The following is a 22614-nucleotide window of genomic DNA, read 5'->3' as shown; positions in this document are numbered from 1 at the left end:
CTGACCTGCTGTGATGCGGACGACACGTGACGTGCGGCGTTCCGGCGGCCCGCCCGCCGGAACGCTGCACGACGCCCCGGGCCGTCAGCCTCGCGGGTCGATCGGGAAGTTCTGGTCGAACACGTGGTCCGGGTCGTACGTGCGCTTGAGCGCGCGCAGCCGGTCGAGCGTGAGCGGCGGGAACGCGTCGAGCAGCCGCTCGGGCCGCGGGTCGGTCTCGAACGACAGGTACAGGCCGTCCATGTGCGGGTGCGCGAGGCGGTCCCACGCGTCGTCCAGGCCCGTGCGGGCCGACCGACCGGCGAACGCCGTGACCGAGAACTGCTGGTGCCGGTGCGCGTACGCCGTCGCGTCGGGCGCGACGTCGTTGCCGGCGCCGCCCGTCGCGCGCAGCTGCACGAGCATCGTCTCGCCCGAGAGCAGCAGGCGTGCCAGGTCCGCCGCCGCGACGTCGGTCATCGCGGGTAGCAGCCCCGAGCGCGTCACGGGCGGCGCGCCGCCGTCGTGGTGCCGCGCGACCGGCCCGACCACGCCCGCGTACGGCGTGAGCGTCGCGCGCTGGTCGAGCACCGGCCCCGCGCCCAGCAGCTCCTCGAGCGCCGCGACGGCCGCGGTCGTGTCGTCGTCGGCCCACACGGTCATGGCCTGCGCCATGGGCGGCCGCCCGCCGCCGCCCGCCTGCACGTGCAGGAAGCTCGTGAGCTGCCGCGGCGCGTCCTGCACCGTGCGGCCCCAGCGGTCGAGCAGCGCGGCCGGGTCCGACGCGTCGAACGTCATGGTCGCGAAGACCACGTCGGGGTACTCGCGCGCCTCGACCTCGACCCACGTGACGACGCCCAGGTTGCCGCCCGCGCCGCGCAGGCCCCACAGCAGCTCGGGCTCGTGCTCGGCGTCCACCACGTGCACCGTGCCGTCCGCCGTGACGACCTCGGCCGCGACCACGTGGTCGACCGTCAGGCCGAACGACCGGCCCAGCAGCCCGATGCCCCCGGTCGTCGCGAGGCCGCCGACGCCGACGCCGCCGTAGTCGCCCGACGAGATCGCCCAGCCGTGCGGCGCGAGCGTCGCGGCGACCTTGCCCCAGGTCGCACCCGCGCCCAGCCGGACGCGTCGCGACGCCTCGTCGACGACCATGACCTCGTCGAGCGCGGCGACGTCGAGCAGCACGCCGCCGTCGTTGGTCGAGCGGCCCGAGATGCCGTGCCCGCCCGAGCGGACCGCGAGCGGGCCGCGCTGCTGCCGGGCCCAGCCCAGCGCGTCGACGACCTGCGGGGTCGTGCGGGGCAGCAGCACGACGCCGGGCGCGCCGCGGCGCATGTACGTCGAGCGCAGCGCGCCGTAGCCCCGGTCGCCGGGCTCGACCGCGCGCACGTCGGACGGGACCGTGTCGTACGCGATGCCGTCGACGCGCTTCGCGAGCGCCGCCGCGGGGCGGACCGCGCCCGTCACGGTGCCGGACGTCGCGCGCGCGGCGTCGACCTGGTCGCGGACCGCGGGCACGACCTGCTCGGCGAACGTCTGGAGGGTGCGCGGGTCGTCGGTGCCGAGCACGAACGTGCCGATGCCGTCCTCGAGCGCGTACCGCACGAGCGTGTCGACCCACTGCTCGGGCGGGCCGTCCAGGCCGTCGCCGGGCGCGGGGGAGAAGCGCCCGTTGACGTTCAGCAGGCGCCGGATCTCGCGCGGGTCGCGGCCCGCGGCCGTCGCGGCCTCGTCGACCGTCGCGTTGCCGCGCGTGAGGTCGCCGGGCTGCAGGTAGCCGAGGGACGGCAGCCAGCCGTCGGCCTTGCGGCCGACCAGTCGCAGCATGCGCGGCTTGTACGCACCGACCCAGATGCCGATGTCGTGCGCGGGCGCGGGGCCGCGCTTGGCGCCCGCGAGACGGTGGTGCTCCCCGCCGACGCGCAGCGCGCCGCGGCCGTCGGCGTCCCACAGCGCGCGGATGACGTCGATGGCCTCGTCGAGCGCGTCGACGGCCTGGCCGGGTGTGAGGCGCGGCGTGCCCATGGCCTCGATCGCGTCCCAGAACGCGCCCGCACCGAGCCCGAGCTCGACGCGCCCGCCCGAGAGCAGGTCGAGGCTCGCGGCGGCGCGCGCGAGCACGGCCGGCGGGCGCATCGGCACGTTGAGGACGTTGCCCGACAGGTGCACGCGCTCGGTGCGCGCGGCGACCCAGGACAGCAGGGTCCAGGTGTCGAGGAACGACGGCTGGTACGGGTGGTCCTGGAACGTCACGAGGTCGAGGCCGACCTCCTCGGTGAGCACCGCGAGCGCGACCGGGGTCTGCGGGTCGGCGTTCTGCGGCGTGAGGAACGTGCCGAACCGCAGCTCGTGCCCGTAGTCGGTCATGGTGACTGTCTCCCGTGGTCGTGTTCTGCGCAGATCATATGCACGACAGACGATCTTGTGCGCCGCGCGTATGCTGCGGACGTGAGCACGCAGACGCCCGCCCGCGCCGCCGACGACCTCGGCTGGCAGCTCGGCGCGCTGCTGACCCGCTGGCGGTCGGCCGTCGGCGCCGTGCTCGACGGCATCCCCGCCGGTCCCCGCGGCTACCACCTGCTGCGCGTGGCCGTCGCGGCCGACGTGCCGCCGACGCAGGCCGCGCTCGCGTCCCACCTCGGCATCGACCGCACCGTCATGACGTACCTGCTCGACGACCTGTGCGACGCGGGCCTGGTCGAGCGCTGCCCCGACCCCGCGGACCGGCGCGTGCGCCGCATCGCCGCCACCGACGCCGGCCACGCCGCGCTCGCCGACGTCGAGGGCCGCATCGCCGCCGCCGAGGACGACGTGCTCCGCGCGCTGGCGCCGGCCGAGCGCACCGCGCTGCGCGGGCTGCTCGCGCGCGCCACGGGCCCGGCCCCCGACGGTCAGGACCTCTGCGCGGTCGTCACCCCCGCCTGACCGCCACCCCGGCCCGGCAGCCGGCCCACGACCGACCGTCACCGGCCGGCCGGCCACCACCTCGGGCCGGCCGCCGGACCACCCGACCCGCCGCTCCATCCTTGCCCTCCCCGCCCGAGCGCGGGGTTCTGCTGTTCCTGAGGGCCCGTGACCGGCAGAACTCCGCGTTCGCGGGCCGGAAGGGGGTCGCCCGGACTGGGAGTGCATCGCCGCGGACCGGTGTCGAGTGCGGGGTTCTGCCGGTGGTCGAGCCTCATGGCCGGCCGAACTCCGCGTTCGGCCGCCGAACTCCGCGCTCGGTGACGGGGGTGTGGGGCGGGGGGAGCGCGGGGAGGTGTGGGAGCGGGGGATCGCGGGTCCCTGGATCGTCGTGGCCTTCTGCGGTCCGGCGGTCGCGCGCACGCTGGCGGGACGGCGCCACCGACCGGGTGGTGTGGGAACCCGAGGAGACCTCATGACCGACATCCGCATCGCCCTCGTCACGGGCGGCAACCGCGGGCTGGGACGCGCGGCGGTCGCGGCGCTCGCGGCCGACGGCCTCGACGTCGTGCTGACCTACCGGCGGCACGAGGACGAGGCGGCGGAGGTCGTCGCGCAGGTCGAGGCGCTGGGGCGGCGTGCGGTCGCGCTGCGGCTCGACACGGCCGACCTCGCCGACGTCGAGGGGTTCGCGGCTCGCCTCGTCGACGCGCTGCGCGGCACGTGGTCGCGGACGACGTTCGACGTTCTGGTCAACAACGCGGGCCACGCGGTGCCCACGCCCCTGGGCGGCACGACCGCGGACGACCTGCAGCGGCTGTTCGACGTGCACGTGCGCGGGGTCTTCCTGCTGACGCAGGCCCTCGCGCCGCTGCTGGCCGACGGCGGCCGCGTGGTCAACGTCTCGAGCGGGCTCGCGCGGTTCGTGCAGCCCGGCGACCACTCGGCGTACGGCGCGATGAAGGCCGCGGTCGAGGCGCTCACGCGGTACTGGGCCGTCGAGCTGGGCGGTCGCGGGGTCACCGTGAACGTCGTCGCGCCCGGGCCGGTGGCGACCGACTTCGGCGGCGGGGCGGTGCGCGACGCGGCGGGCCTGCGGGACGCGCTCGGCGCGCAGGCGGCGCTCGGGCGCGTCGGGGAGGCCGCGGACATCGGGCCCGTGGTCGCGGCGGTCGCGTCGCCGGCCCTGGGCTGGGTCACCGGGCAGCGGATCGAGGCGTCGGGCGGCACGCGACTGTGACGTCGCGGGCGTCGCGTGCCCGCCCCTTGTGCACCCGCCGGTTCTGTGGTTCATTAGTCGAGTAATGAACCACAGAACCGGCAGGGAGGGGCACCGTGTTCGACGGCCGTGACCCCGTGTACCTGCAGATCGCCGACCAGATCCGCCAGGACGTGCTCTCCGGCGCGCTGGCCGCGGAGGAGCAGGTCATGTCGACCACGCAGTACGCGACGACGTTCCGCATCAACCCCGCGACGGCCGCCAAGGCGTTCGCGCAGCTCGTCGACGAGGGCGTGCTCTACAAGCGGCGCGGCGTCGGCATGTTCGTCGCGCCCGGCGCCCGTGAGCGTCTCGTCGCCGACGCGCGCGAGTCGTTCTTCGCCGACACGGTCGACCCCGTCGCCGACGCCGCGCGCGTGCTCGGCATCGACGTCGAGGACGTCGTCGCCCGGCTGCGCACCCGCGCCGCGAGCGAGCCCGCCGCACCCGTCACGGCCCCGCCCGCCACCCCCGCCGCACCCGAGGAGGGCTCCCGATGACCGCGACCACCGCCGGCTGGGGCGTCGAGCTGCAGGGCGTCACGCAGCGCTTCGGCGACGTCGTCGCGCTCGACGACGTCAGCCTGACCGTCCGCCCCGGCACCATCACGGGCCTGCTGGGCCGCAACGGCTCGGGCAAGTCGACCCTCGGCTCGCTGCTGGCCGCGTTCCGCCGCCCCACCGCGGGGCGCGTGCTCGTCGACGGCGAGGAGCCGTGGGAGAACGAGCGCGTGGTCCCCGGCGTGTGCTTCGTGCGGGAGTCCGGCGACGTGCTGGACGACTTCTCGATCAAGGACAACCTCGCGTACGTCTCCGGCGCCCGCCCGACGTTCTCGCACGAGCTCGCGGGCGAGCTGCTCGACCTGTTCGAGCTCGACCCCAAGCGCAAGCCCGGCAAGTTCTCGCGCGGCAAGAAGTCCGCGTTCGGCATCGTCCTGGGCCTCGCGTCGCGTGCGCCGCTGACGATCCTCGACGAGGTCCACCTCGGTCTCGACGCGCCCAGCCGCTACGCGTTCTACGACGCGCTGCTCGCCGACTACGCCGCGCACCCGCGCACGATCGTGCTGTCGAGCCACCTCATCGGCGAGATCGAGCGCCTGGTCGAGGACGTCGTGGTGCTCGACCGCGGGCGCGTGCTCGTCGCGCAGGACGCCGAGACGCTGCGCGCCGAGGGCGTGTCCGTCACCGGCCCCGCCGCCGCGGTCGAGGCGTTCGTCGCCGGGCGCGAGGTCCTCGCGACGCAGCGGCTCGGCGGCACCACCCAGGCCACCGTGCGCGGCGGCGTCGCGGAGGGCGACGTGCGCCGCGCACGGCAGGACGGGCTCGAGCTCGGGCCCGTGCCGCTGCAGGACCTGTTCGTGCACCTCACCGACCCGCAGCGCGCCACGCACGTCGGGGGTGCCCGGTGACCGCCACGACCGCACCCGCCGTGGCCACCCGGGCGCCGGCCCGCACGTCCCCGACCCTGCACGTCGCGCGCCGCCAGGGCGTCGCCGCGCTGCGGCTCGCCGCGTGGTTCTGGCCGATCGCGCTGCTCGCGCTCGCCGCCGTGACGATCACGGCATGGGTGGTCGAGGGGCGGGTCGACGTGTCGATCGCCGTGCACGGCCGGCAGGCGCTCGTCTGGTTCCTGTTCTCGCAGGCCATCCAGGTCGCCGCGACGTACCCGCGCGTCCACGTCGCGGCCGGAATGACCCGGCGCAGCCTCGTGCGCGGGACGCTGCTGGCGTCGGGTGCCACGGGCCTCGCGTACGCGCTGGTGCTCACCGGCGTCGTGCTGGTCGAGCGGTGGCTGCACGGCCTCGCGGGCTGGGGCTCCGCACTCCGCGAGGTGCAGCTCGCCGGCGAGCGCGCCCCGCTGTGGGCGCTGCCCATCGACACCGTCGTCCTCACGCTGCTCGCGATCACCACGGGTCTGCTCGTCGGCATCACCTACCAGCGGTGGGGCGCCTGGGCCACGCTCACGCTGCCGCTGACCGTCGGCCCGCTGCTCGCGCTGCTGTTCCTCGGCATCGCCCCGACGGGTGACGTGCCCGGGCTGGGGGACGTCGCGCCGCGTGCGCTGGTCGGCCTCGCCGGCGGCGTCGGTGCCCTCGGCGTCCTCGTCGTCGCCGCCGCGTTCGCGGTGATCGCGCGGCGGCTGCCCCTGTCCGCGCAGGCCTGACGGCGACGAGCCCGGGAGACCCACGATGACCACCACCACCGCACCGACCCGGCCCCGCGACCCGGTGCTGCGCGCGGCCGCGCGGATGGCGCGGCTCAACCTCCGGCTGTTCGCGTGGTTCTGGGTGGTCGTCGTCACCGCCGTCGTCCTCGGCGTCGTCGTGCTCTGGCGCGTCGACGGGGAGGTGGGCACCGCGGTGTCGCTGTACACCCGGCAGGGCGTCGTGTGGTTCCCGTTCTCGCTCGCCGTGCTCGTGGTCGCCGCGCAGCTGCGCGTGCACGTCGCCGCCGGGCGGACCCGGCGCACGTTCGTCCGCGCGTCGCTGGCGGTCGCGGTCGGCACGGGGGTCGCGTACGCGGTGGTGCTGCAGCTGCTGGTGCTCGCGGAGCGCGCCGTGCACGACGCCGCCGGGTGGGGCTGGCGGATCGCGGACCCGATGCTCGCCGACGAGTCCTCGCCGGCCGGCGTGCTGCTCGCCGAGCTCGTCCTGTTCGTCGTCGCCGCGAACGTGTCGGGCCTGCTGGTCGGCGTCGTGTACCAGCGGGCACCCGGCTGGTGGGGGACGCTCGCCCTGCCCCTCACGGTCGGCCCGCTGCTGGGCGTGGCCGCCCTGCTCGGCGGTGCCGGCGGGGACGCGCCCGTGGCCCGCACGTGGTCCGCCGCCGCGCCGCCGCTGCTCGGCGGGGCCGCGCTCGTCGTCGTCATGGCCGTGGCGTACGCCGCGGTCACCCGCACCGTCGAGATCCGCCAGCGCACGGCCTAGCCCCGCCCGGCCCCACCCCGCCCGCCCGCACGAGCACGACGTCACCACGGGACCGCCCGCCGGCCCCGCGGCACCGCGCACCCGCGCGCACCCGCGTCTCCCCACGTCCACCCACCCTGGAGGTCACGATGACCACCGCCCCCGTCGTCCGGGCCGAGCACCTGCGCAAGGCCTACGGCAGCACGCTCGCCGTGCAGGACGTCTCCCTGACCGTCGAGCGCGGCGAGATCTACGGCGTGCTCGGCCGCAACGGCGCCGGCAAGACCACGACCGTCGAGATGATCGCCGGGCTGCGCCGCCCCGACGGCGGCACGGTCGAGGTGCTCGGGCTCGACCCGACGCGCGACGCCGCGACGTTGCACGAGCAGGTGGGTCTGCAGCTGCAGGAGTCCGCGCTGCCGGACCGGCTGCGCGTCGCCGAGGCGCTCGACCTGTACGCGTCGTTCTACGCCGACCCCGCCGACCCGGCGGACCTGCTCGACCTGCTGGGGCTGGCCGCCAAGCGCGACGCCGCCTTCAAGGACCTCTCGGGCGGGCAGAAGCAGCGGCTGTCCGTCGCGCTCGCGCTCGTCGGGCGGCCGCAGCTCGCGATCCTCGACGAGCTCACCACCGGGCTCGACCCGCACGCGCGCCGCGAGACGTGGGCCGTGGTCGAGGCGATCCGCGACGCGGGTGTCACGATCGTGCTGGTCACGCACCTCATGGAGGAGGCCGAGCGGCTGTGCGACCGGATCGCGCTCATCGCGTCGGGCCGGGTCGCGGCGGTCGGCACGCCCGCCGAGATCGTGCGCCTCGCGCACGGCGAGCAGGTGCTGCACGTGCGCCCCGAGGCCGCCGTGCCGGACGCCGCGCTCCTCGCGGCGCTCGCGGACGTCCCCGACGTGCGGGACGCGCGCGTGGTCGACGGCGCGCTCGTCGTGCGCGGCGGCGGTGCGCTCGTGCAGGACGCGCTCGTCGCGCTCGCGCGCGCGGGGGTGCGCACCACCGACGTGCGTCTCGAGCGCGCGTCGCTCGAGGACGCGTTCGTCTCCCTCACGGGTGCGGACGCCGACCCGGCCGCGTGGACCGACGCCGACCCCCGACCCGCCACGACCGCTGCGGAGGTGTGACATGAGCCCCACGACCCCTGTCCCGGCCGGTGCGCCCGTCCCCGCGGGCGGCCCCGCCCCCACGCGTGGGCGCGGCGCGCTCGCACCGGCCCCGCACGACGCCCGCCGGCGCACGGGCCGCGGCGGCGCGCTGCTGCGCATGACCCTCGTCGAGGCGCGGCTGTTCCTGCGGGACCCGTCGGTGCTGTTCTTCTCGCTGCTGTTCCCGGCCCTGCTGCTGACGGTGCTGGGCCTGGTGATGCCGTGGGCCGACCAGCCGTACGACGAGGGCGACCCCGCGCTCGCGGGGATCTCGGCGATCACGGGGTACACGCCCACGGTCCTCAGCCTCGCCGTGGGGACCGTCGCGCTGTCGACCTTCCCCGCGGTCGTCGCGACGTACCGGCAGCGCGGCGTGCTGCGCCGGCTCTCGACGACCCCGGTCGGCCCGGCGCGGCTGCTGGTCGCGCAGGTCGTGGTCCACCTGGTCGCGCTCGTGGCGGCCGCGCTGCTCGCGGTCGGGGCGGGCGTCGTCGTGCTCGGCATCGCGACGCCCGTGCACGTCGCGACGGTGCTGCTCGCGTTCCTGCTGGCCGTGCTGTCGACGTTCGCGCTCGGGTCGCTGGTCGCGGCGCTCGCGCCGACCGCCGCGGCGGCCAACGGCTGGGGCATGACGCTGTACTTCGTGTCGCTGTTCTTCGCGGGCGTGTGGCTGCCGCTGCCGCTCATGCCGGACGTCGTGCAGGCGCTCGCGCGGTGGACGCCGCTGGGCGCCGCGACGCAGGCCATGACGGCGGCGTGGGTCGGGCAGCCGTTCCCGGGCGCGGAGCTGCTGGTCATGGGTGTGTGGGCCGCGGTGGGGCTGCCGCTCGCGGTGCGGCTGTTCCGCTGGACCTGAGGCCCGCGCGGCGCGGCGGCACGGCGCCGTCGCGCGTCGGTCGGGGGCGTGCCTGGTCGCGCTCCCACCAACCGCCGTCCCTAAGCGTTTCGCGACCTGGACGGCACCTGTGCGCCCCCACAGAGTGAGCCCGTCCAGGCCGCGCCCGGGCGCGACGCCCGTCGTCGCGACCCCCGCGGTCCGTTCCTTCGTGCAGGACCGGGCGGCGGCACCGAGGCCGCCGCCCGGGCCCACGCCGGCACCGAGGCCGCGCGTGGTCGACGCCAGGAAAGGTTCGCACCATGACCTCACCCACCCGACGGCGCGCCGTCAGAGCGGCCTGGGCCGTCCTGACGAGCGTGACGCTCGTGGCCGCGGGCGGCGCGCAGGCCGCCTCCGCGCTGTCCGGCGGCGGGCCGGCCCCGGCCGCCGCCATCGTCAGCGACGAGTACAAGACGCGGTTCCTCGAGCAGTACGAGAAGATCAAGGACCCGGCCAACGGGTACTTCAGCGCGCAGGGCATCCCGTACCACGCGGTCGAGACGCTCATGGTCGAGGCGCCCGACTACGGGCACGAGACGACGTCGGAGACGTACTCCTACTGGATCTGGCTCGAGGCCCTCTACGGGCAGGCCACCGGTGAGTGGGCACCGCTGAACGCCGCGTGGAAGAACCTCGAGACGTACATGATCCCGCAGAAGGAGGACCAGCCGACCAACGCGTCGTACGACGCGAGCAAGCCGGCCACGTACGCCGCCGAGTACAACCACCCGAGCAACTACCCGTCGCAGCTGAGCAGCGGCGTCTCGGTCGGCCGCGACCCGCTCGCCGCCGAGCTGCGCTCGGCGTACGGCTCGCCGGACATCTACCAGATGCACTGGCTGGGCGACGTCGACAACGTCTACGGCTTCGGCGCCGCACCCGGCCCCGGCTGCCAGCTCGGCCCGTCGCACCAGGGCATGTCGCTCATCAACACGTTCCAGCGCGGCCCGCAGGAGTCGGTGTGGGAGACCATCCCGCAGCCCACGTGCGACGACTTCACGTCGGGCGGGCGCAACGGGTTCCTCGACATCTTCACGGGTGACGCGTCGTACGCGAAGCAGTGGAAGTACACGTCGGCGTCCGACGCCGACGCGCGCGCGATCGAGGCGGTGTACTGGGCCAACAAGTGGGCCACCGAGCAGGGCAAGCAGGCGCAGGTCGCCGAGACCGTCGCCAAGGCGTCGAAGATGGGCGACTACCTGCGGTACACGCTGTTCGACAAGTACTTCAAGCAGATCGGCTGCACGTCGCCGTCCTGCCCGGCCGGCAGCAACCGCGAGTCCGCGCACTACCTGCTGTCCTGGTACATGGCGTGGGGCGGTGCGCTCGACACGTCGTCGCCGTGGTCGTGGCGCATCAGCTCGTCGCACGCGCACTTCGGCTACCAGAACCCGTTCGCCGCGTGGGCCCTGGCCAACGACCCGGCCCTGACGCCCAAGTCGCCGACCGCCAAGTCCGACTGGACGAAGGCCCTCGACCGGCAGCTCGAGTTCTACACGTGGCTGCAGTCGAGCAACGGCCCGATCGCCGGCGGCGCGACGAACAGCTGGGACGGCGCGTACGCGCAGCCCCCGGCCGGCACGCCGACGTTCTACGGCATGGCCTACACCGAGGCGCCCGTGTACGCCGACCCGCCGTCGAACCAGTGGTTCGGCATGCAGGCGTGGGGCGTCCAGCGCGTCGCCGAGCTCTACTACGAGACCGGCAACGCGAAGGCGAAGAAGATCCTCGACAAGTGGGCCGACTGGGTCGTCGACCACGTCGAGACCGACGGTGCGGACTGGTCGGTGCCGTCCGAGCTGACGTGGTCGGGCAAGCCCGACACGTGGAACCCGACCAACCCGGGCTCGAACGCCGGTCTCACGGTCACCGTCAAGAGCTCGGGCCAGGACGTCGGCGTCGCCGGCGACACGGCGCGCGCCCTGCTGTTCTACGCCGCCCGCTCGGGCGACACCGCGGCGCGTGACACCGCCAAGGACCTGCTCGACGCGATCTGGGAGCACAACCAGGACTCGCTGGGCGTCACGTCGGTCGAGACGCGCGGCGACTACCAGCGGTTCGACGACGTCTACACCGCGGGCGGCAACGGGGTCTACGTGCCCAACGGCTGGTCGGGCACCATGCCCAACGGAGACCAGATCAAGCCGGGCGTGTCGTTCCTCGACATCCGGTCGTTCTACAAGCAGGACCCGCAGTGGTCGAAGGTCCAGACGGCGCTGAGCACGGGTGTCGACCCGCAGTTCACGTACCACCGGTTCTGGGCCCAGACGGCCATCGCGGGCGCGCTGTCGGACTACCACCGCCTGTTCGAGAGCGACGGCACGACGCCGACGCCGACCCCGACGCCGACGGTCACGCCGACGCCGACGCCGACCGTGACGCCGACGCCGACGGTCACGCCGACCCCGACGCCGACGGTCACGCCGACCCCGACGCCCACGGTCACGCCCACCCCGACGCCGACCGGTGCGTGCACCGTGAGGTACACGGCCAGCAGCTGGAACTCCGGCTTCACGGCCTCGGTGCGCGTGACGAACAACGGCACCACCGCGCTGAACGGGTGGAGCCTGCGGTTCACGTTCGCCAACGGGCAGACCGTCCAGCAGGGCTGGAGCGCGACCTGGGCGCAGTCCGGCACGAGTGTGACGGCCACCAACGCCGCGTGGAACGGCACGCTCGCACCGGGCGCGTCGGTGGACATCGGCTTCAACGGCTCCCACTCGGGGACCAACACCGCGCCGACGTCCTTCACGCTGAACGGCGCGACCTGCGCCGTCGGCTGACGCACCCGCCGGCCCTGCGCCGGCGGACCTGACCGTGACCCCATGCACGGCAGGGGAGGGGCCGGTCCCGGGACGATCCCCCGGGGCCGGCCCCTCGGTCGTGCCCGCCGCCGTCGTGACGGCCACAGTGCCGACCGCCGCGCCGGGGGTGGGGGCAGCCCTACCCCCGGTCCGTGGGCGAGCACGGGCGCGGGCGCCGCGCCCCGCGCCCTAGGTTCGTGGTCATGACCTCCGGCCCCGTCACCGTCCCGCCCCGCGCGGGCCGGTCCACCCCGTCCACCACGGCCCTGCGCGACCCGTCCGACCACGTCCCGGCCGACGTCGACGTGCAGCACGTCGCACCCGCGCTGCGTGGCGGCCGCGCGCTCCTGCTGGCCCCCGTCTCCGCCGCCACGTGGAGCGGGGCGGGGCAGCTGGCGATCTCGACGCTCTTCACCGTGCTCGCCGCGATCCTGCTGATCACCGGCGTCGCCGTGGGCGTGGGCACCGCGCTCGTCGTGGTCGGCGTCCCGGTCCTGCTGGGCACGCTCGCGCTGGCCCGCGGCTACGGCCGCGTCGAGCGCACGCGGCTCGCGGCGCAGCTCGGTGTGGTCGTGCCGCCGCCGTCGCCCGCGCCCGCCGGGTGGGGCCGGCGGTCGTGGTGGCCCCGTGCCCGCGACGACCGCGCGTGGCTCGCGGTCGCGCACGCCGCGGTCACGAGCGTCCTGACGTCGGTCGCGGTGCCGCTGGCCGCGTCGTTCGCGGCGGTGCCGTGGGTGCTGCTGGCGACGCCGTTCGTCGACGCCTCGCGGCAGCCGTTCGACGTGATCCACGTGCCGGCGTACGTGGCGGTGCCGGTCGCGGTCGTGCTGCCGTGGGTGTCCGCGCTGGTCGTGCAGCTCACGACGCTCGCGCAGGTGCGGCTGGGTCGTGCGCTGCTGGGCGGCCGGTCGCGTGCCGACGTCGAGCGCGCCGCCCGCGAGGCCGAGACCCGCGCGAACGCGGCCGAGGGGCGTGCCGAGCACCTGCGCGAGACCCGCAGCGCGGCCGTGGACGCGGCCGACGACGAGCGCCGCCGCATCGAGCGCGACCTGCACGACGGCGCGCAGCAGCGCCTGGTCGCGCTGGGCGTCGAGCTCGGGGTCGCGCGCCGCGCCGCCGCGCACGACCCGCAGGCCGCGGTCGCGGCGGTCGACGCCGCGCACGGCGAGATCAAGGAGGTGCTCGCCGAGCTGCGCGACCTCGTGCGCGGCGTGCACCCGGCCGTGCTCACGGACCGCGGCCTCGACGCGGCGCTCTCGGCGCTCGCGGCGCGCAGCCCGGTGCCGGTCGACGTCGAGACGCGCGGCCTCGAGCCCGGCATGTGCGTGCAGGCCCAGGCCGCCGCGTACTTCGTGGTCGCCGAGGCGCTCACCAACGTCGCCAAGCACGCGCACGCCGCCCAGGTGGTGGTGCGCGCGACCGTGGCGGGCGACCGGCTGCGCGTCGAGGTCGCCGACGACGGCCGCGGCGGGGCCACCGCCGCACCCGGCGGCGGGCTCGACGGCCTGCGGCGCCGCGTCGAGGCGCTCGACGGCGCGTTCCTGCTGCTCAGCCCGGCGACGGGCGGCACCGTGCTCACCGTGGAGGTGCCGTGCGCATCGTGATCGCCGAGGACTCGGTCCTCCTGCTCGACGGGCTCACGCGGCTGCTGACCGCCGAGGGCCACGACGTCACCGGGTACCGCACGGCCGACGAGCTCGTCGCGGTGCTGGGCGACCCCGACGCTGACCTCCCGGACCTGCTGCTGACCGACGTCCGGATGCCGCCCACGCACACCGACGAGGGCCTGCGGGCCGCCGTCCACCTGCGCGGCCTGCACCGCGGGCTGCCGGTGCTGGTGCTCTCGCAGTACGTCGAGGCCCGCTACGCGCGGGAGCTGCTCGCGGCCGACGCCCGCGGCCTCGGGTACGTCCTCAAGGACCGCGTGGCCGACGTCGACGACTTCCTCGACGCGCTCGCGCGGGTCGCGGCCGGCGGCACGGTCGTCGACCCCGAGGTCGTCGCGCAGGTGTTCGCGCGGTCGCGGCGCAGCACGCTCGACGCGCTGACCCCCCGCGAGCGCGACGTCATCGGCCTGATGGCCGAGGGCCGGTCCAACGCGGCCATCGCCGAGCGCCTCGTCATCGGCCTGCCGGCCGTCGAGAAGCACGTCACGTCCATCCTCACCAAGCTCGACCTCCCGCCGGACGCGTCCGACCACCGCCGTGTGCTCGCGGTGCTGCGCTGGCTCGAGGACGCCCCCACGAACGGAACCCCGCGATGACCACGCCCACCACGCCCGCCGCACCCGCCCCGGCTGCCGCCGACACCCCGCCGCCCGTCGGCCGCCCGTCTCGCCGGGGCCGCGTCCTGACGATCGTCGGTGCCGTGCTCGCGGGGATCTGCGTCGCGCAGCTCGCGCAGCAGGGCCTCGCCGAGCTCACCGCGACGACCGAGACGACGACCGAGTCGGTGCCGGCGGCCGCCGTCGTCGAGATCGTCGCCGACGGGTCCGTGACGGTGCTCGCGACCACGGGTGACACGGTCGAGGTCGAGCGCCGGACGCGCGCCCTGTGGCGCACCCCGGACTCGTCCACCGAGCAGGGCGACGACCGCGTGGTGGTGCGCCACACGTGCGGGTGGCGCTTCATCGGCACGTGCCGCACGAGCACGTCGGTGCGCCTGCCCGAGGGCACCGACCTCGTGGTGCGCACGAGCGACGGCGACGTCGACGCGGAGGGCGCGTTCGCGGCGGCGACCGTGCGCACGTCGTCCGGGCACGTCACCGTCGTCGGGGCGCGCGGTGCGGTCACGGCGCGCTCGTCGGACGGCTCGGTGACGGTGTCCAACGTCGGTGGCGCCGTGCAGGCGCGGACCTCGTCGGGGCGCGTCGAGATCATCGGGGCGAGCGGTGCGGTCGCGGCCCGCTCGTCGGACGGCGACGTCATGGTCCGCGACGCGGGCGGCGGCGTGGAGGCACGCACGTCCTCGGGGCGCGTCGAGGTCGACGGCGCGGGCGGGACGACGTCGGCACGGTCGTCGGACGGTGCGGTGCTGGTGGCCGGGGTCGACGGCGACGTGAGCGCCGTGACGAGCAGCGGCCGCGTGACGGTGCACGGCACGGGTGCCCCGGTCGCGCTCGACATGAGCACGAGCAGCGGCCGCCAGACCGTCGACGCACCGACCGACCCGGGTGCGTCGCGCTCCGTGACGATCCGGTCGTCCGACGGCGACGTGTCCTACCTGGGGCCGCGCGGCTGACCGGCGCGTCGTGCGGTGCGCAACTCGTGTGCGCACCGCGCGACGTCCGGGTGAGCGTGGGGGCCGTGCGTGCGCACGGCCCCCACGGGTCGTCCGCGCGTCCCAGCCGACGCCCCGCCGACGACCCCGCCGGCGTCCCGCCGACGAGAGGCCCCGCATGCCGTCCGACCCTGCCCCGTCGTCCGACCCCGCCCCGTCGTCCGTCGCCGCGCTGCGTGCCGTGCTGCGCGAGCGCACCGGCCCGGACGCCGACGTCGACCCCGCGCCCCTGCACGACTCGTCGCCCGTGCACGCCGCCCGGTTGGGCGACGGCACGCGCGTGGTGGTCAAGCCCGCGCTCGACGACGGCCCCGGGCAGCGCGCGCTCACGGCGTGGGCGCGTGCGCTGGTCGCCGCAGGCGTGGGTGCCCTGGCCCCGGTCGACGGCCTCCCCGTGCCGCTCGCGGTGCCCGGCCCGGACGGCGTCGAGCACCGCGTCGTGTACCCGTTCGTCGACGGACGCCCCGTGCACCTGCCCGCCGACCTCGCGCTGCTCGGCGACCTGCTGGGCCGCCTGCACGCCGCGTCCGCACCGCTCGCCGACGACCCGGCGCTCGCCGACCTGCCGCGCTTCGCGTGGCCCGAGCACGACGCCGCGTCGGTCGCCGAGGACGGCGACGCGATCGCCGGCGTGGTCGCTCGGCTGGGGCTGCCCGACGAGGTCGCGGCGCGCTGGGCCGACGAGCTCGAGGGGTTCTGGGACGCGCAGCTGCCGCGCGTGCGGGACGCGGCGCTGCCCGCGTGGCCGGTCGCGCTCGACGTGCGTGCGGTCAACGTCGTCGTGGGCGACGACGGCCCGGTCATGGTGGACCTCGAGAACGGCGAGGTCGCGCCGCGTCTGCTGGACCTCGCGTACACGGCGCTCTTCGCGGGTCACGAGGCGGGCCCGGCGGCGCTGCCGGACGCACGCGAGTGGGCGGTGCTGCGCGACGCGTACCTCGCGGTCGCGCCGCCGCTGACGCCCGCCGAGCGCGCGCGGTGGGAGGACGCGCTGGTGTACATGCGCCTCGAGTGGGGCACGTGGATGCTCACGGAGGGCACCGACGACGCGGAGTGGGCCGACCCGGCGCGCCGGGGGTACCTCACCGACCTGCTGCTGCTCGAGCCGGGCCGCTGGGCGCTCTGACGTGCGCCTGCGCCGGGAACGCGAAGAGGCCGGACCCTGAGGGTCCGGCCTCTTGCGTCGGTGCCCGTGGACACCGTCTGTCGGGGTGGCGGGATTTGAACCCACGACCTCTTCGTCCCGAACGAAGCGCGCTACCAAGCTGCGCCACACCCCGGTGGAGCCTGGTAAGGATAGCCGACGAGCGGCCCGGACACGAAATGCGTCAGGGCGACGTGAGTGTGAGGAGCGTCGCCTCGGGCCGGCACGCGAACCGCACGGGCGCGTACGGCGACGTGCCGAGGCCCGCTGACACGTGCAGCCACGACGACCCCGCGCCGGCGGGGCGGTCGGGCCGCGCGCCCGGCCAGCCGTGCAGACCCTTGGCGCGCCGCAGGTCGAGGTCGCAGTTGGTGGTGAGCGCGCCGAGGAACGGCACCGCGAGCTGGCCGCCGTGCGTGTGCCCGGCGATCGTCAGGTCGACGCCGTCGGCGTGCATCGCGTCGAGCACACGGCGGTACGGCGCGTGCGTCACGCCCAGGTGCAGGTCGACCGCGGGGGACCGGCCGTCGGACGTCCGCGCGTCGTCCGGGCCGCCCGCGGGCGGCATGCGGTCACGGTCGAGGTGCGCGTCGTCCGTCCCCACGAACGACAGCGTGCGGCCGTCGACCTCGAGGACGTCGCGGCGGTTCGACAGGTCGATCCAGCCCGCGCCCGTCAGCCGCGCCACGAGCTCGCGCCACGGCAGCGCGACGGGCGGCCCGGCCGGTGTGCGGCGCGCGTCGGGCAGCAGGTAGCGCGCCGGGTTCTTGAACGACGGCGCGACGTAGTCGTTGGAGCCGAGCACGAACGCGCCCGGCAGCTGCAGCAGCGGCTCGAACGCGCGCAGCAGCGCGGGCATCGCCTCGAGGTGCGCCCAGTTGTCACCCGTGTCGACCACGAGGTGCGGGTCGAGCGACGCCAGGTCGCGCACCCAGTCGACCTTGCGGTGCTGCCCGGGCGTCAGGTGCAGGTCCGACACGTGCAGGATCCGCAGCGGGTCCTGCCCCGCCGGCAGGACCGGCACGGTCACCTCGCGCAGCGCGTACCAGCGCACCTCGACGAGCGCGGCCCACGCGAGCGCGGCGGCGCCGGCGAGCGCGAGCCCGCCCGCGGCGCGCAGCGCACCCGCGCCGGGGTGCGCGCTGCGCGCCGTCACGGGTTCTGGTTCCCGGGGTTGCCCTGACCGTTGTTGCCGCCCTGGCCTCGCCCGCCACCACCCGGGCCGCCACCACCCGGGCCGCCACCGCCCGGGCCGCCGGCGTCACCGCCCGGCGCGGCCGGGTCGGGCGCCGGGGGCTGACCGTTCGACAACGTCAGCGTGATCGTTGCGCCGCGCGTCGCGCTCGACGCGGACTGCTGCGCGACCGTCCCCGCCGGGTACGGCGACTGGACCTGCTCGCCCGAGACCGACACCCGGAAGCCCGCGCGCTCGAGCGCGCCGCGCGCGTCGGACTCGGACCGTCCGACGACGGACGGCACGGCGACCCGCTCGCCGAACACCTCGCGGTCGCCGGCGTTGCTGAACCCGGGGTTCTCGGCGCCCGCGAGCACCTGCGTCATGAAGCGGCTCCACGTGGGCCCGGCGATGGACGAGCCGTACGGGCCGCGGTAGTACGTGCGGCCGTTGATCGTCTGACGGTTCATCGAGCGCATCTCGCCCGGGAAGCCGACCCAGACCGCGGTGGCGCGCAGCGGCGTGTAGCCGACGAACCAGTTGTACTCGTTGCTCGAGGTGGTGCCGGTCTTGCCCGCGGCGGGGAACGGCGGCTTCGCGATGTCCTTGCCGGTGCCGGTCCAGACGTTGCTCAGCGCGAAGTTGATGGCCGACGCGTACTTGGGGTCGATGGCCCCGTCGCGGCAGTCCGCGCTCGGCACCGGGAGCTCGGCGCCCGTCGAGTCGACGATGCTCGTGATCGCGATCGGCTTGCAGTAGGTGCCGTCCGCCGCGAACGTGGCGTAGGCGGCCGCCATCTGCAGCGGCGACGTCGAGTTGGTGCCGAGGACGGACGACGGGTACGGGCTGAACGGCACGTCGCCCATCGGGCGGCCCTCGGCGTCGTTCGAGCTGGGGTTGCCGGCGCGCGTCACGCCGAGGTCCGCGGCGCCCTGCATGATGTTGCACAGGTCGAGCTGCTGGGCCATCGCGATGTACGCGGAGTTGACCGAGTTCTTCGTCGCGTCGATGACGGTCTGGTTGATGGCTCTGCCGCCCTCGGAGTTCCGGAACGGGTACTCACCCGTGAGGCGTCCGACGCACGACGCCGTGAACTCGCTGTTGTTGTACTTCAGGCGCGTGCCGTTGACCGTCTCCTGCAGCGCGTGCCCCTGCTTGAGCCACTCCAGCAGCGTGAACACCTTGAACGTCGACCCCGGGGCGAAGCCGCCCGAGCCGCCGTACCGGTAGCTCGTGTTGTAGTTGACCGACGTCTCGCGCTCGCCCTGGTTCTGCAGCGCCGAGTAGGTGCGGTTCTGCGCCATCGCGGTGATCTTGCCGGTACGCGGCTCGACCGAGACGATCGCGGAGGCGACCCCGGACGGGTCGTCGACCGGCACGCCGTTCTTCACCTCGGCGTCGGCGACGGCCTGCTCGCCGGGGACCAGCGTGGTCGTGATGGTGAGGCCGCCGCGGTAGAGCCTGCTCGTGCGCTCGGCCGCGGTCTCGCCGAAGACGGGGTCGTTCCCGATGACCTTGGTGACGTAGTCGCAGAAGAACCCGGACCCGGGCACGGCGTCGCCGGCCGTCATGCAGCCCTGCCGCAGCGGCTGCACGTTGAGGGTGTCCTGCACGGGGGTCGCGAGCCCGGCGTCGAGCTCCTCCTGCGTGATGAAGCCCTCGCGGTGCATGTCGCGCAGGACGCGGTCGCGGCGGGTCTGCGACGTCTTGTAGCGCGCCTGGTGCTCCTCCTCGGTCTGCGAGGCCGCGCCGACCGGGTCCCACTTCGCGGGCGACTGCGTGATGCCGGCGATGGTCGCGGACTGCAGGTAGTTGAGCTGGCTCGCGGGGATCCCGAAGTAGTACTGCGCCGCGGACTCGACCCCGTACACCGACGAGCCGAACGCCGCGATGTTGAGGTACTTCTCGAGGATCTCGTCCTTGGACATGTTCTTCTCGAGCGTGATGGCGATCTTCGCCTCGCGGAGCTTGCGCGCGATGCCCGGCAGGCCCTCGCTCTCCTGCGCCTCGCGCGTGAGCCGGTCGCGCTCCTCCTTGGTCTCGGCCCGGAGCGCGGCGTCGACGAAGACGTTCTTGACGTACTGCTGCGTGAGCGTCGACGCGCCGCCGCCGTCGCCGCCGACGAGCGTCGCGATCGCCGCGCGGAGCATGCCCTGCGGGTCGACTCCCGCGTGCTCGTAGAACCGGCGGTCCTCGACCGCGACGACCGCCTTCTGCATGATCGGCGCGATCTCGCTCAGGGGCACGACCACGCGGTTCTGGTAGAAGAACGTCGCGAGCAGGGTGCCGTCGGCCGCCAGGATCTCCGACTTCTGCGGCAGGGTCCGCTGCTCGAGCTCGCTGGGCACCTCGTCGAACGCCGTGGCGGACATCGTGGCCACGCCGTTGGCGGCCGCGACGCCGGGCAGCACGAGGCCCGCCGTGAGCAGGCCGCCGATCCCGGCGACGAGGACGAAGGAGAGGAGCAGCGCCAGCGCCTGGACGGCGTTGACCTGGCGTCCACGCGAGCGGGCAGGGTTCGGCATACCCGAGAGGGTACCGGCGGTGCCTGACGCCGGGCCTTCGGCGCCTTGCCCCGCGCCTCACCTCCACCGGACCTGCACACCCGGACGGGGCCGTCCGGCGGAAAGACACTTCCGGGGGCTCGTCAGGGGCGCCCGCGGGCCAGTACCTTCGGCGACACGCTGGGACGACACGCGGAGGTTGACGGTGGCAGGGCAGGGGGCGCAGGGGGTGCAGGTGCACGACGGGCACTGGACGGCTCGGGCGCAGTGCGGTCAGGGCAAGGTGGCCCCGGACGCGCTGTTCGTCGAGGGGGCGGCGCAGCGGGACGCGCGGGAGGTGTGCCACCGGTGCCCGGTGCGGCTCGAGTGCCTCGCCGACGCGCTCGACAGCCGCGCCGACTTCGGCGTGTGGGGCGGCATGACCGAGCGGGAGCGTCGCGCGCTGCTGCGCCGCCGCCCCGAGGTGGTCTCGTGGCGGGCCGAGCTGGTCGACGCCGACGACATGGCGGTCCTCGGCGTGTGAGCGCTACCACGACGCCCGCGGGGCAGGTGCGTCGAGGCCTCGGGACGGGGTGCCGGCGCGATGTCGCCCGCGGCTAGGGTGGGCGCATGGCGACCCAGTGGGAGTACGCGACCGTTCCGCTCATCATCCACGCCACCAAGGCGATCCTCGACCAGTGGGGCTCCGACGGGTGGGAGCTCGTCACGGTGATCCAGGGTCCCGACGCGGGGCTCGTGGCATACCTCAAGCGGCCCAAGGACGCCTGATGGCGACGTCGCGCGTCGCGGACCGCCTCGCGGAGCTCGGCCTGACGCTGCCCGACGTCGCGGCACCCGTCGCGGCCTACGTCCCCGCCGTGCGCAGCGGTGCGCACGTGTGGACCTCGGGGCAGCTGCCGTTCGTCGCCGGCACGCTCGCGGCCACGGGCAAGGTCGGCGCGGCCGTCGACGTGGAGACCGCCACGGGCCTCGCGCGCACGGCGGCCCTCAACGCGCTCGCGGCCGTCGGCGCGCTGCTCGCGGCGGAGGAGGGCGGCGACCCCGTCGCCGCGCTGGACCGCGTCACGCGCGTCGTCAAGGTCGTCGGGTTCGTCGCGAGCGAGGCGGGCTTCACGTCGCAGCCCGCCGTGGTCAACGGCGCGAGCCACCTGCTGCACGACGTGCTCGGCGAGGGCGGCGTGCACGCGCGTTCCGCCGTCGGTGTCGCGGTGCTCCCGCTGGACTCCCCGGTCGAGGTCGAGCTGGTCGTCGAGACCGCCTGACGGCCTCCGGCGTCGGCGCCGGACGACGAGGGGCCCGGTCCGCCTGCGCGGATCCGGGCCCCGTCGTCGTCGGGCGTGGCCTCAGCGCGCGCGGCGCTCGAGACGGTCGACGTCGAGCAGCACGACCGCGCGGCCCTCGCGGCGCACCCAGCCGCGGGCGGCGAAGTCCGCGAGCGCCTTGTTCACCGTCTCGCGCGACGCGCCGACGAGCTGCGCGAGCTCCTCCTGCGTGAGGTCGTGCGCGACGCGGATGCCCTCGTCGACGGGCTGGCCGAACCGCGTCGACAGGTCCAGCAGCGCCTTGGCGACACGACCGGGCACGTCGGAGAACACGAGGTCGGCGAGCGCCTCGTTGGTGCGACGCAGCCGGCGCGCGAGCGCCTGCAGCAGGTGCTCGGCGACGCTCGGCTTGTCCGCGAGCCACGCCACGAGGTCGTGGTGCCCGAGCTCGAGCACGACCGCGTCGGCGACCACCGTCGCGGTCGCGGTGCGCGGCCCCGGGTCGAACAGCGACAGCTCGCCGAACATCTCGCCCGGGCCGAGCACGGCGAGCAGGTTCTCGCGGCCGTCGTTCGACCGGCGGCCGAGCTTGATCTTCCCGTCCCGCACGAGGTACAGCCGGTCGCCCGGCTCGCCCTCGTGGAACAGCACCTCGCCGCGCGTGACGTCGAGGACCTTCATCGACGCGATCAGCGCGGTCGACGACCCCTCGTCCATGCCCGCGAACAGCGGTGCCGTCAGCACGATGTCCTCCGCCACGGCGGTCCCTTCTCCTCTTCCCGCGGAACCGCGGGCGTGCATCGCGTCCGACGCTCACGGCCGGACGCCCCGTCCGCCAGTGTGCCCCATCCGGGGCCCGCCGCGCGCCCGCGGGCGCACCGGGGCGTCGGTTCAGCTGCCCTCGACCGAGCGGGTGCGGCGCCGCACCGCGGCGGTCGGGTCGGCCGCCACGTGCGCCACCAGGCGCGAGGTCGTGCCGGCGAGCGCCTCCAGCACGCCCGCCTCGTAGCGCGCGAGCTGCGCGTCGAGCGACCGCAGCTGAGGAAGCGCTCCCACGTCGTGCCCCGTCGTCCCCTCGCCGAGCGTCGCGCGCAGCTCGTCGGGCCGCGGCACCTCGAGCGCGACCTCGAGCGGCAGCGCGAACGCGACGTGCTCGCCGAGCGGCCCGGGCGTCGCCGCCCCCGCGACCGTGAGGTCGATCCGGGCACGCACCAGGCGTCGCCACCAGGCCACGAGGTCGCGCTCGGCGCGCAGCGCCCGACGCTCCAGGCGCAGGTCGTGGAGCGGTCGCTCGACGCGGGACGGCATGACCGTGGTTCGGCGGGCGGCGGCCCGGCCTTGACCGTTCCGCGACGGATCACCCGATCTCT

At 75.4% G+C, this 22614-nt stretch carries 21 protein-coding genes and 1 tRNA gene; 16 read left to right on the top strand and 6 right to left on the bottom strand.

Features of this window, described 5'->3' with window-relative positions; all coding sequences use genetic code 11:
- Positions 1–84: 84 nt before the first annotated feature.
- Positions 85–2349, bottom strand: a complete 2265-nt coding sequence (locus E4A51_RS07570; RefSeq protein WP_134851342.1) for an LLM class flavin-dependent oxidoreductase — start codon at positions 2347–2349, stop codon at positions 85–87.
- Positions 2350–2430: 81 nt separating this feature from the next.
- On the opposite strand from E4A51_RS07570, the gene E4A51_RS07565 reads away from it, so the two are divergent.
- From E4A51_RS07565 to E4A51_RS07505, 13 genes are all read left to right on the top strand, one after another.
- Positions 2431–2907, top strand: a complete 477-nt coding sequence (locus E4A51_RS07565; RefSeq protein WP_070320692.1) for a MarR family winged helix-turn-helix transcriptional regulator — start codon at positions 2431–2433, stop codon at positions 2905–2907.
- A gap of 454 nt (positions 2908–3361) precedes the next feature.
- Complete coding sequence (locus E4A51_RS07560) at positions 3362–4126, top strand: SDR family NAD(P)-dependent oxidoreductase (protein WP_070320693.1); 765 nt, start codon at positions 3362–3364, stop codon at positions 4124–4126.
- A 95-nt stretch (positions 4127–4221) separates the two neighbouring features.
- Positions 4222–4644, top strand: coding sequence for a GntR family transcriptional regulator (locus E4A51_RS07555; RefSeq protein WP_070320694.1), 423 nt, complete (start codon positions 4222–4224; stop codon positions 4642–4644).
- Positions 4641–5552 (top strand): ABC transporter ATP-binding protein, encoded by a 912-nt coding sequence (locus tag E4A51_RS07550; protein WP_070320695.1) that lies wholly within the window; start codon positions 4641–4643, stop codon positions 5550–5552. The genes E4A51_RS07555 and E4A51_RS07550 overlap by 4 nt, the downstream gene beginning before the upstream one ends.
- Positions 5549–6307, top strand: a complete 759-nt coding sequence (locus E4A51_RS07545; protein WP_070320696.1) for a hypothetical protein — start codon at positions 5549–5551, stop codon at positions 6305–6307. The genes E4A51_RS07550 and E4A51_RS07545 overlap by 4 nt, the downstream gene beginning before the upstream one ends.
- Positions 6308–6332: 25 nt before the next feature.
- Entirely contained in the window at positions 6333–7070 is a 738-nt protein-coding gene (locus E4A51_RS07540; protein ID WP_134851340.1) for a hypothetical protein, read from the top strand.
- A gap of 128 nt (positions 7071–7198) precedes the next feature.
- Positions 7199–8179, top strand: coding sequence for an ABC transporter ATP-binding protein (locus tag E4A51_RS07535; protein WP_134851339.1), 981 nt, complete (start codon positions 7199–7201; stop codon positions 8177–8179).
- 1 nt (position 8180) lies between these two features.
- A complete protein-coding gene (locus tag E4A51_RS07530) occupies positions 8181–9056 on the top strand; it encodes an ABC transporter permease (RefSeq protein ID WP_082740308.1) in 876 nt (291 codons plus the stop codon).
- Between the two features lie 281 nt (positions 9057–9337).
- A complete protein-coding gene (locus tag E4A51_RS07525) occupies positions 9338–11860 on the top strand; it encodes a glycoside hydrolase family 48 protein (protein WP_134851338.1) in 2523 nt (840 codons plus the stop codon).
- A 224-nt stretch (positions 11861–12084) separates the two neighbouring features.
- Positions 12085–13485 (top strand): sensor domain-containing protein, encoded by a 1401-nt coding sequence (locus E4A51_RS07520; protein ID WP_134851337.1) that lies wholly within the window; start codon positions 12085–12087, stop codon positions 13483–13485.
- Positions 13473–14144 carry a response regulator transcription factor gene (locus E4A51_RS07515; RefSeq protein ID WP_046529315.1) on the top strand — a complete coding sequence of 224 codons (672 nt, stop codon included), beginning with the start codon at positions 13473–13475 and terminating at the stop codon, positions 14142–14144. The genes E4A51_RS07520 and E4A51_RS07515 overlap by 13 nt, the downstream gene beginning before the upstream one ends.
- Positions 14141–15121 (top strand): DUF4097 family beta strand repeat-containing protein, encoded by a 981-nt coding sequence (locus E4A51_RS07510; protein ID WP_134851336.1) that lies wholly within the window; start codon positions 14141–14143, stop codon positions 15119–15121. Before E4A51_RS07515 ends, E4A51_RS07510 begins: the two co-directional genes overlap by 4 nt.
- Positions 15122–15278: 157 nt before the next feature.
- Complete coding sequence (locus E4A51_RS07505) at positions 15279–16286, top strand: hypothetical protein (RefSeq protein WP_134851335.1); 1008 nt, start codon at positions 15279–15281, stop codon at positions 16284–16286.
- Positions 16287–16366: 80 nt separating this feature from the next.
- Here E4A51_RS07505 and E4A51_RS07500 read toward each other — a convergent pair.
- From E4A51_RS07500 to E4A51_RS07490, 3 genes are all read right to left on the bottom strand, one after another.
- A tRNA-Pro gene (locus E4A51_RS07500) sits at positions 16367–16440 on the bottom strand.
- A gap of 48 nt (positions 16441–16488) precedes the next feature.
- Positions 16489–17460 carry a metallophosphoesterase gene (locus tag E4A51_RS07495; RefSeq protein WP_134851334.1) on the bottom strand — a complete coding sequence of 324 codons (972 nt, stop codon included), beginning with the start codon at positions 17458–17460 and terminating at the stop codon, positions 16489–16491.
- Positions 17457–20003, bottom strand: a complete 2547-nt coding sequence (locus E4A51_RS07490) for a transglycosylase domain-containing protein (RefSeq protein WP_134851333.1) — start codon at positions 20001–20003, stop codon at positions 17457–17459. The genes E4A51_RS07495 and E4A51_RS07490 overlap by 4 nt, the downstream gene beginning before the upstream one ends.
- Positions 20004–20187: 184 nt before the next feature.
- On the opposite strand from E4A51_RS07490, the gene E4A51_RS07485 reads away from it, so the two are divergent.
- From E4A51_RS07485 to E4A51_RS07480, 3 genes are all read left to right on the top strand, one after another.
- Complete coding sequence (locus E4A51_RS07485) at positions 20188–20505, top strand: WhiB family transcriptional regulator (RefSeq protein WP_276209593.1); 318 nt, start codon at positions 20188–20190, stop codon at positions 20503–20505.
- Between the two features lie 86 nt (positions 20506–20591).
- Positions 20592–20750: a hypothetical protein gene (locus tag E4A51_RS18265; RefSeq protein ID WP_087510177.1), complete on the top strand. Its 159-nt coding sequence runs from the start codon at positions 20592–20594 to the stop codon at positions 20748–20750.
- Positions 20750–21244 carry a RidA family protein gene (locus E4A51_RS07480; RefSeq protein WP_134851332.1) on the top strand — a complete coding sequence of 165 codons (495 nt, stop codon included), beginning with the start codon at positions 20750–20752 and terminating at the stop codon, positions 21242–21244. Before E4A51_RS18265 ends, E4A51_RS07480 begins: the two co-directional genes overlap by 1 nt.
- A gap of 81 nt (positions 21245–21325) precedes the next feature.
- Here the strand turns inward: E4A51_RS07480 and E4A51_RS07475 are convergent, their stop codons facing one another.
- A complete protein-coding gene (locus E4A51_RS07475; protein ID WP_134851331.1) occupies positions 21326–22003 on the bottom strand; it encodes a Crp/Fnr family transcriptional regulator in 678 nt (225 codons plus the stop codon).
- 132 nt (positions 22004–22135) lie between these two features.
- The gene (locus tag E4A51_RS07470) at positions 22136–22552 is read right to left on the bottom strand and encodes a hypothetical protein (protein WP_134851330.1); all 417 of its coding nucleotides are present in this window, start codon (positions 22550–22552) and stop codon (positions 22136–22138) included.
- Between the last annotated feature and the right edge of the window lie 62 nt (positions 22553–22614).

The organism is Cellulomonas sp. HD19AZ1 (assembly GCF_004535805.1).
GTDB lineage: Bacteria > Actinomycetota > Actinomycetes > Actinomycetales > Cellulomonadaceae > Cellulomonas > Cellulomonas iranensis.
This window is presented reverse-complemented; position numbering and strand designations above follow the sequence as displayed.

Bases quoted from the DNA above. Each gene is read 5' to 3' on its own strand.
- E4A51_RS07570 (WP_134851342.1), bottom strand. From the start codon at position 2,349: ATGACCGACTACGGGCACGAGCTGCGGTTCGGCACGTTCCTCACGCCG.
- E4A51_RS07560 (WP_070320693.1), top strand. From the start codon at position 3,362: ATGACCGACATCCGCATCGCCCTCGTCACGGGCGGCAACCGCGGGCTG.
- E4A51_RS07550 (WP_070320695.1), top strand. From the start codon at position 4,641: ATGACCGCGACCACCGCCGGCTGGGGCGTCGAGCTGCAGGGCGTCACG.
- E4A51_RS07540 (WP_134851340.1), top strand. From the start codon at position 6,333: ATGACCACCACCACCGCACCGACCCGGCCCCGCGACCCGGTGCTGCGC.
- E4A51_RS07535 (WP_134851339.1), top strand. From the start codon at position 7,199: ATGACCACCGCCCCCGTCGTCCGGGCCGAGCACCTGCGCAAGGCCTAC.
- E4A51_RS07530 (WP_082740308.1), top strand. From the start codon at position 8,181: ATGAGCCCCACGACCCCTGTCCCGGCCGGTGCGCCCGTCCCCGCGGGC.
- E4A51_RS07525 (WP_134851338.1), top strand. From the start codon at position 9,338: ATGACCTCACCCACCCGACGGCGCGCCGTCAGAGCGGCCTGGGCCGTC.
- E4A51_RS07520 (WP_134851337.1), top strand. From the start codon at position 12,085: ATGACCTCCGGCCCCGTCACCGTCCCGCCCCGCGCGGGCCGGTCCACC.
- E4A51_RS07510 (WP_134851336.1), top strand. From the start codon at position 14,141: ATGACCACGCCCACCACGCCCGCCGCACCCGCCCCGGCTGCCGCCGAC.
- E4A51_RS07505 (WP_134851335.1), top strand. From the start codon at position 15,279: ATGCCGTCCGACCCTGCCCCGTCGTCCGACCCCGCCCCGTCGTCCGTC.
- E4A51_RS07490 (WP_134851333.1), bottom strand. From the start codon at position 20,003: ATGCCGAACCCTGCCCGCTCGCGTGGACGCCAGGTCAACGCCGTCCAG.
- E4A51_RS18265 (WP_087510177.1), top strand. From the start codon at position 20,592: ATGGCGACCCAGTGGGAGTACGCGACCGTTCCGCTCATCATCCACGCC.
- E4A51_RS07480 (WP_134851332.1), top strand. From the start codon at position 20,750: ATGGCGACGTCGCGCGTCGCGGACCGCCTCGCGGAGCTCGGCCTGACG.
- E4A51_RS07470 (WP_134851330.1), bottom strand. From the start codon at position 22,552: ATGCCGTCCCGCGTCGAGCGACCGCTCCACGACCTGCGCCTGGAGCGT.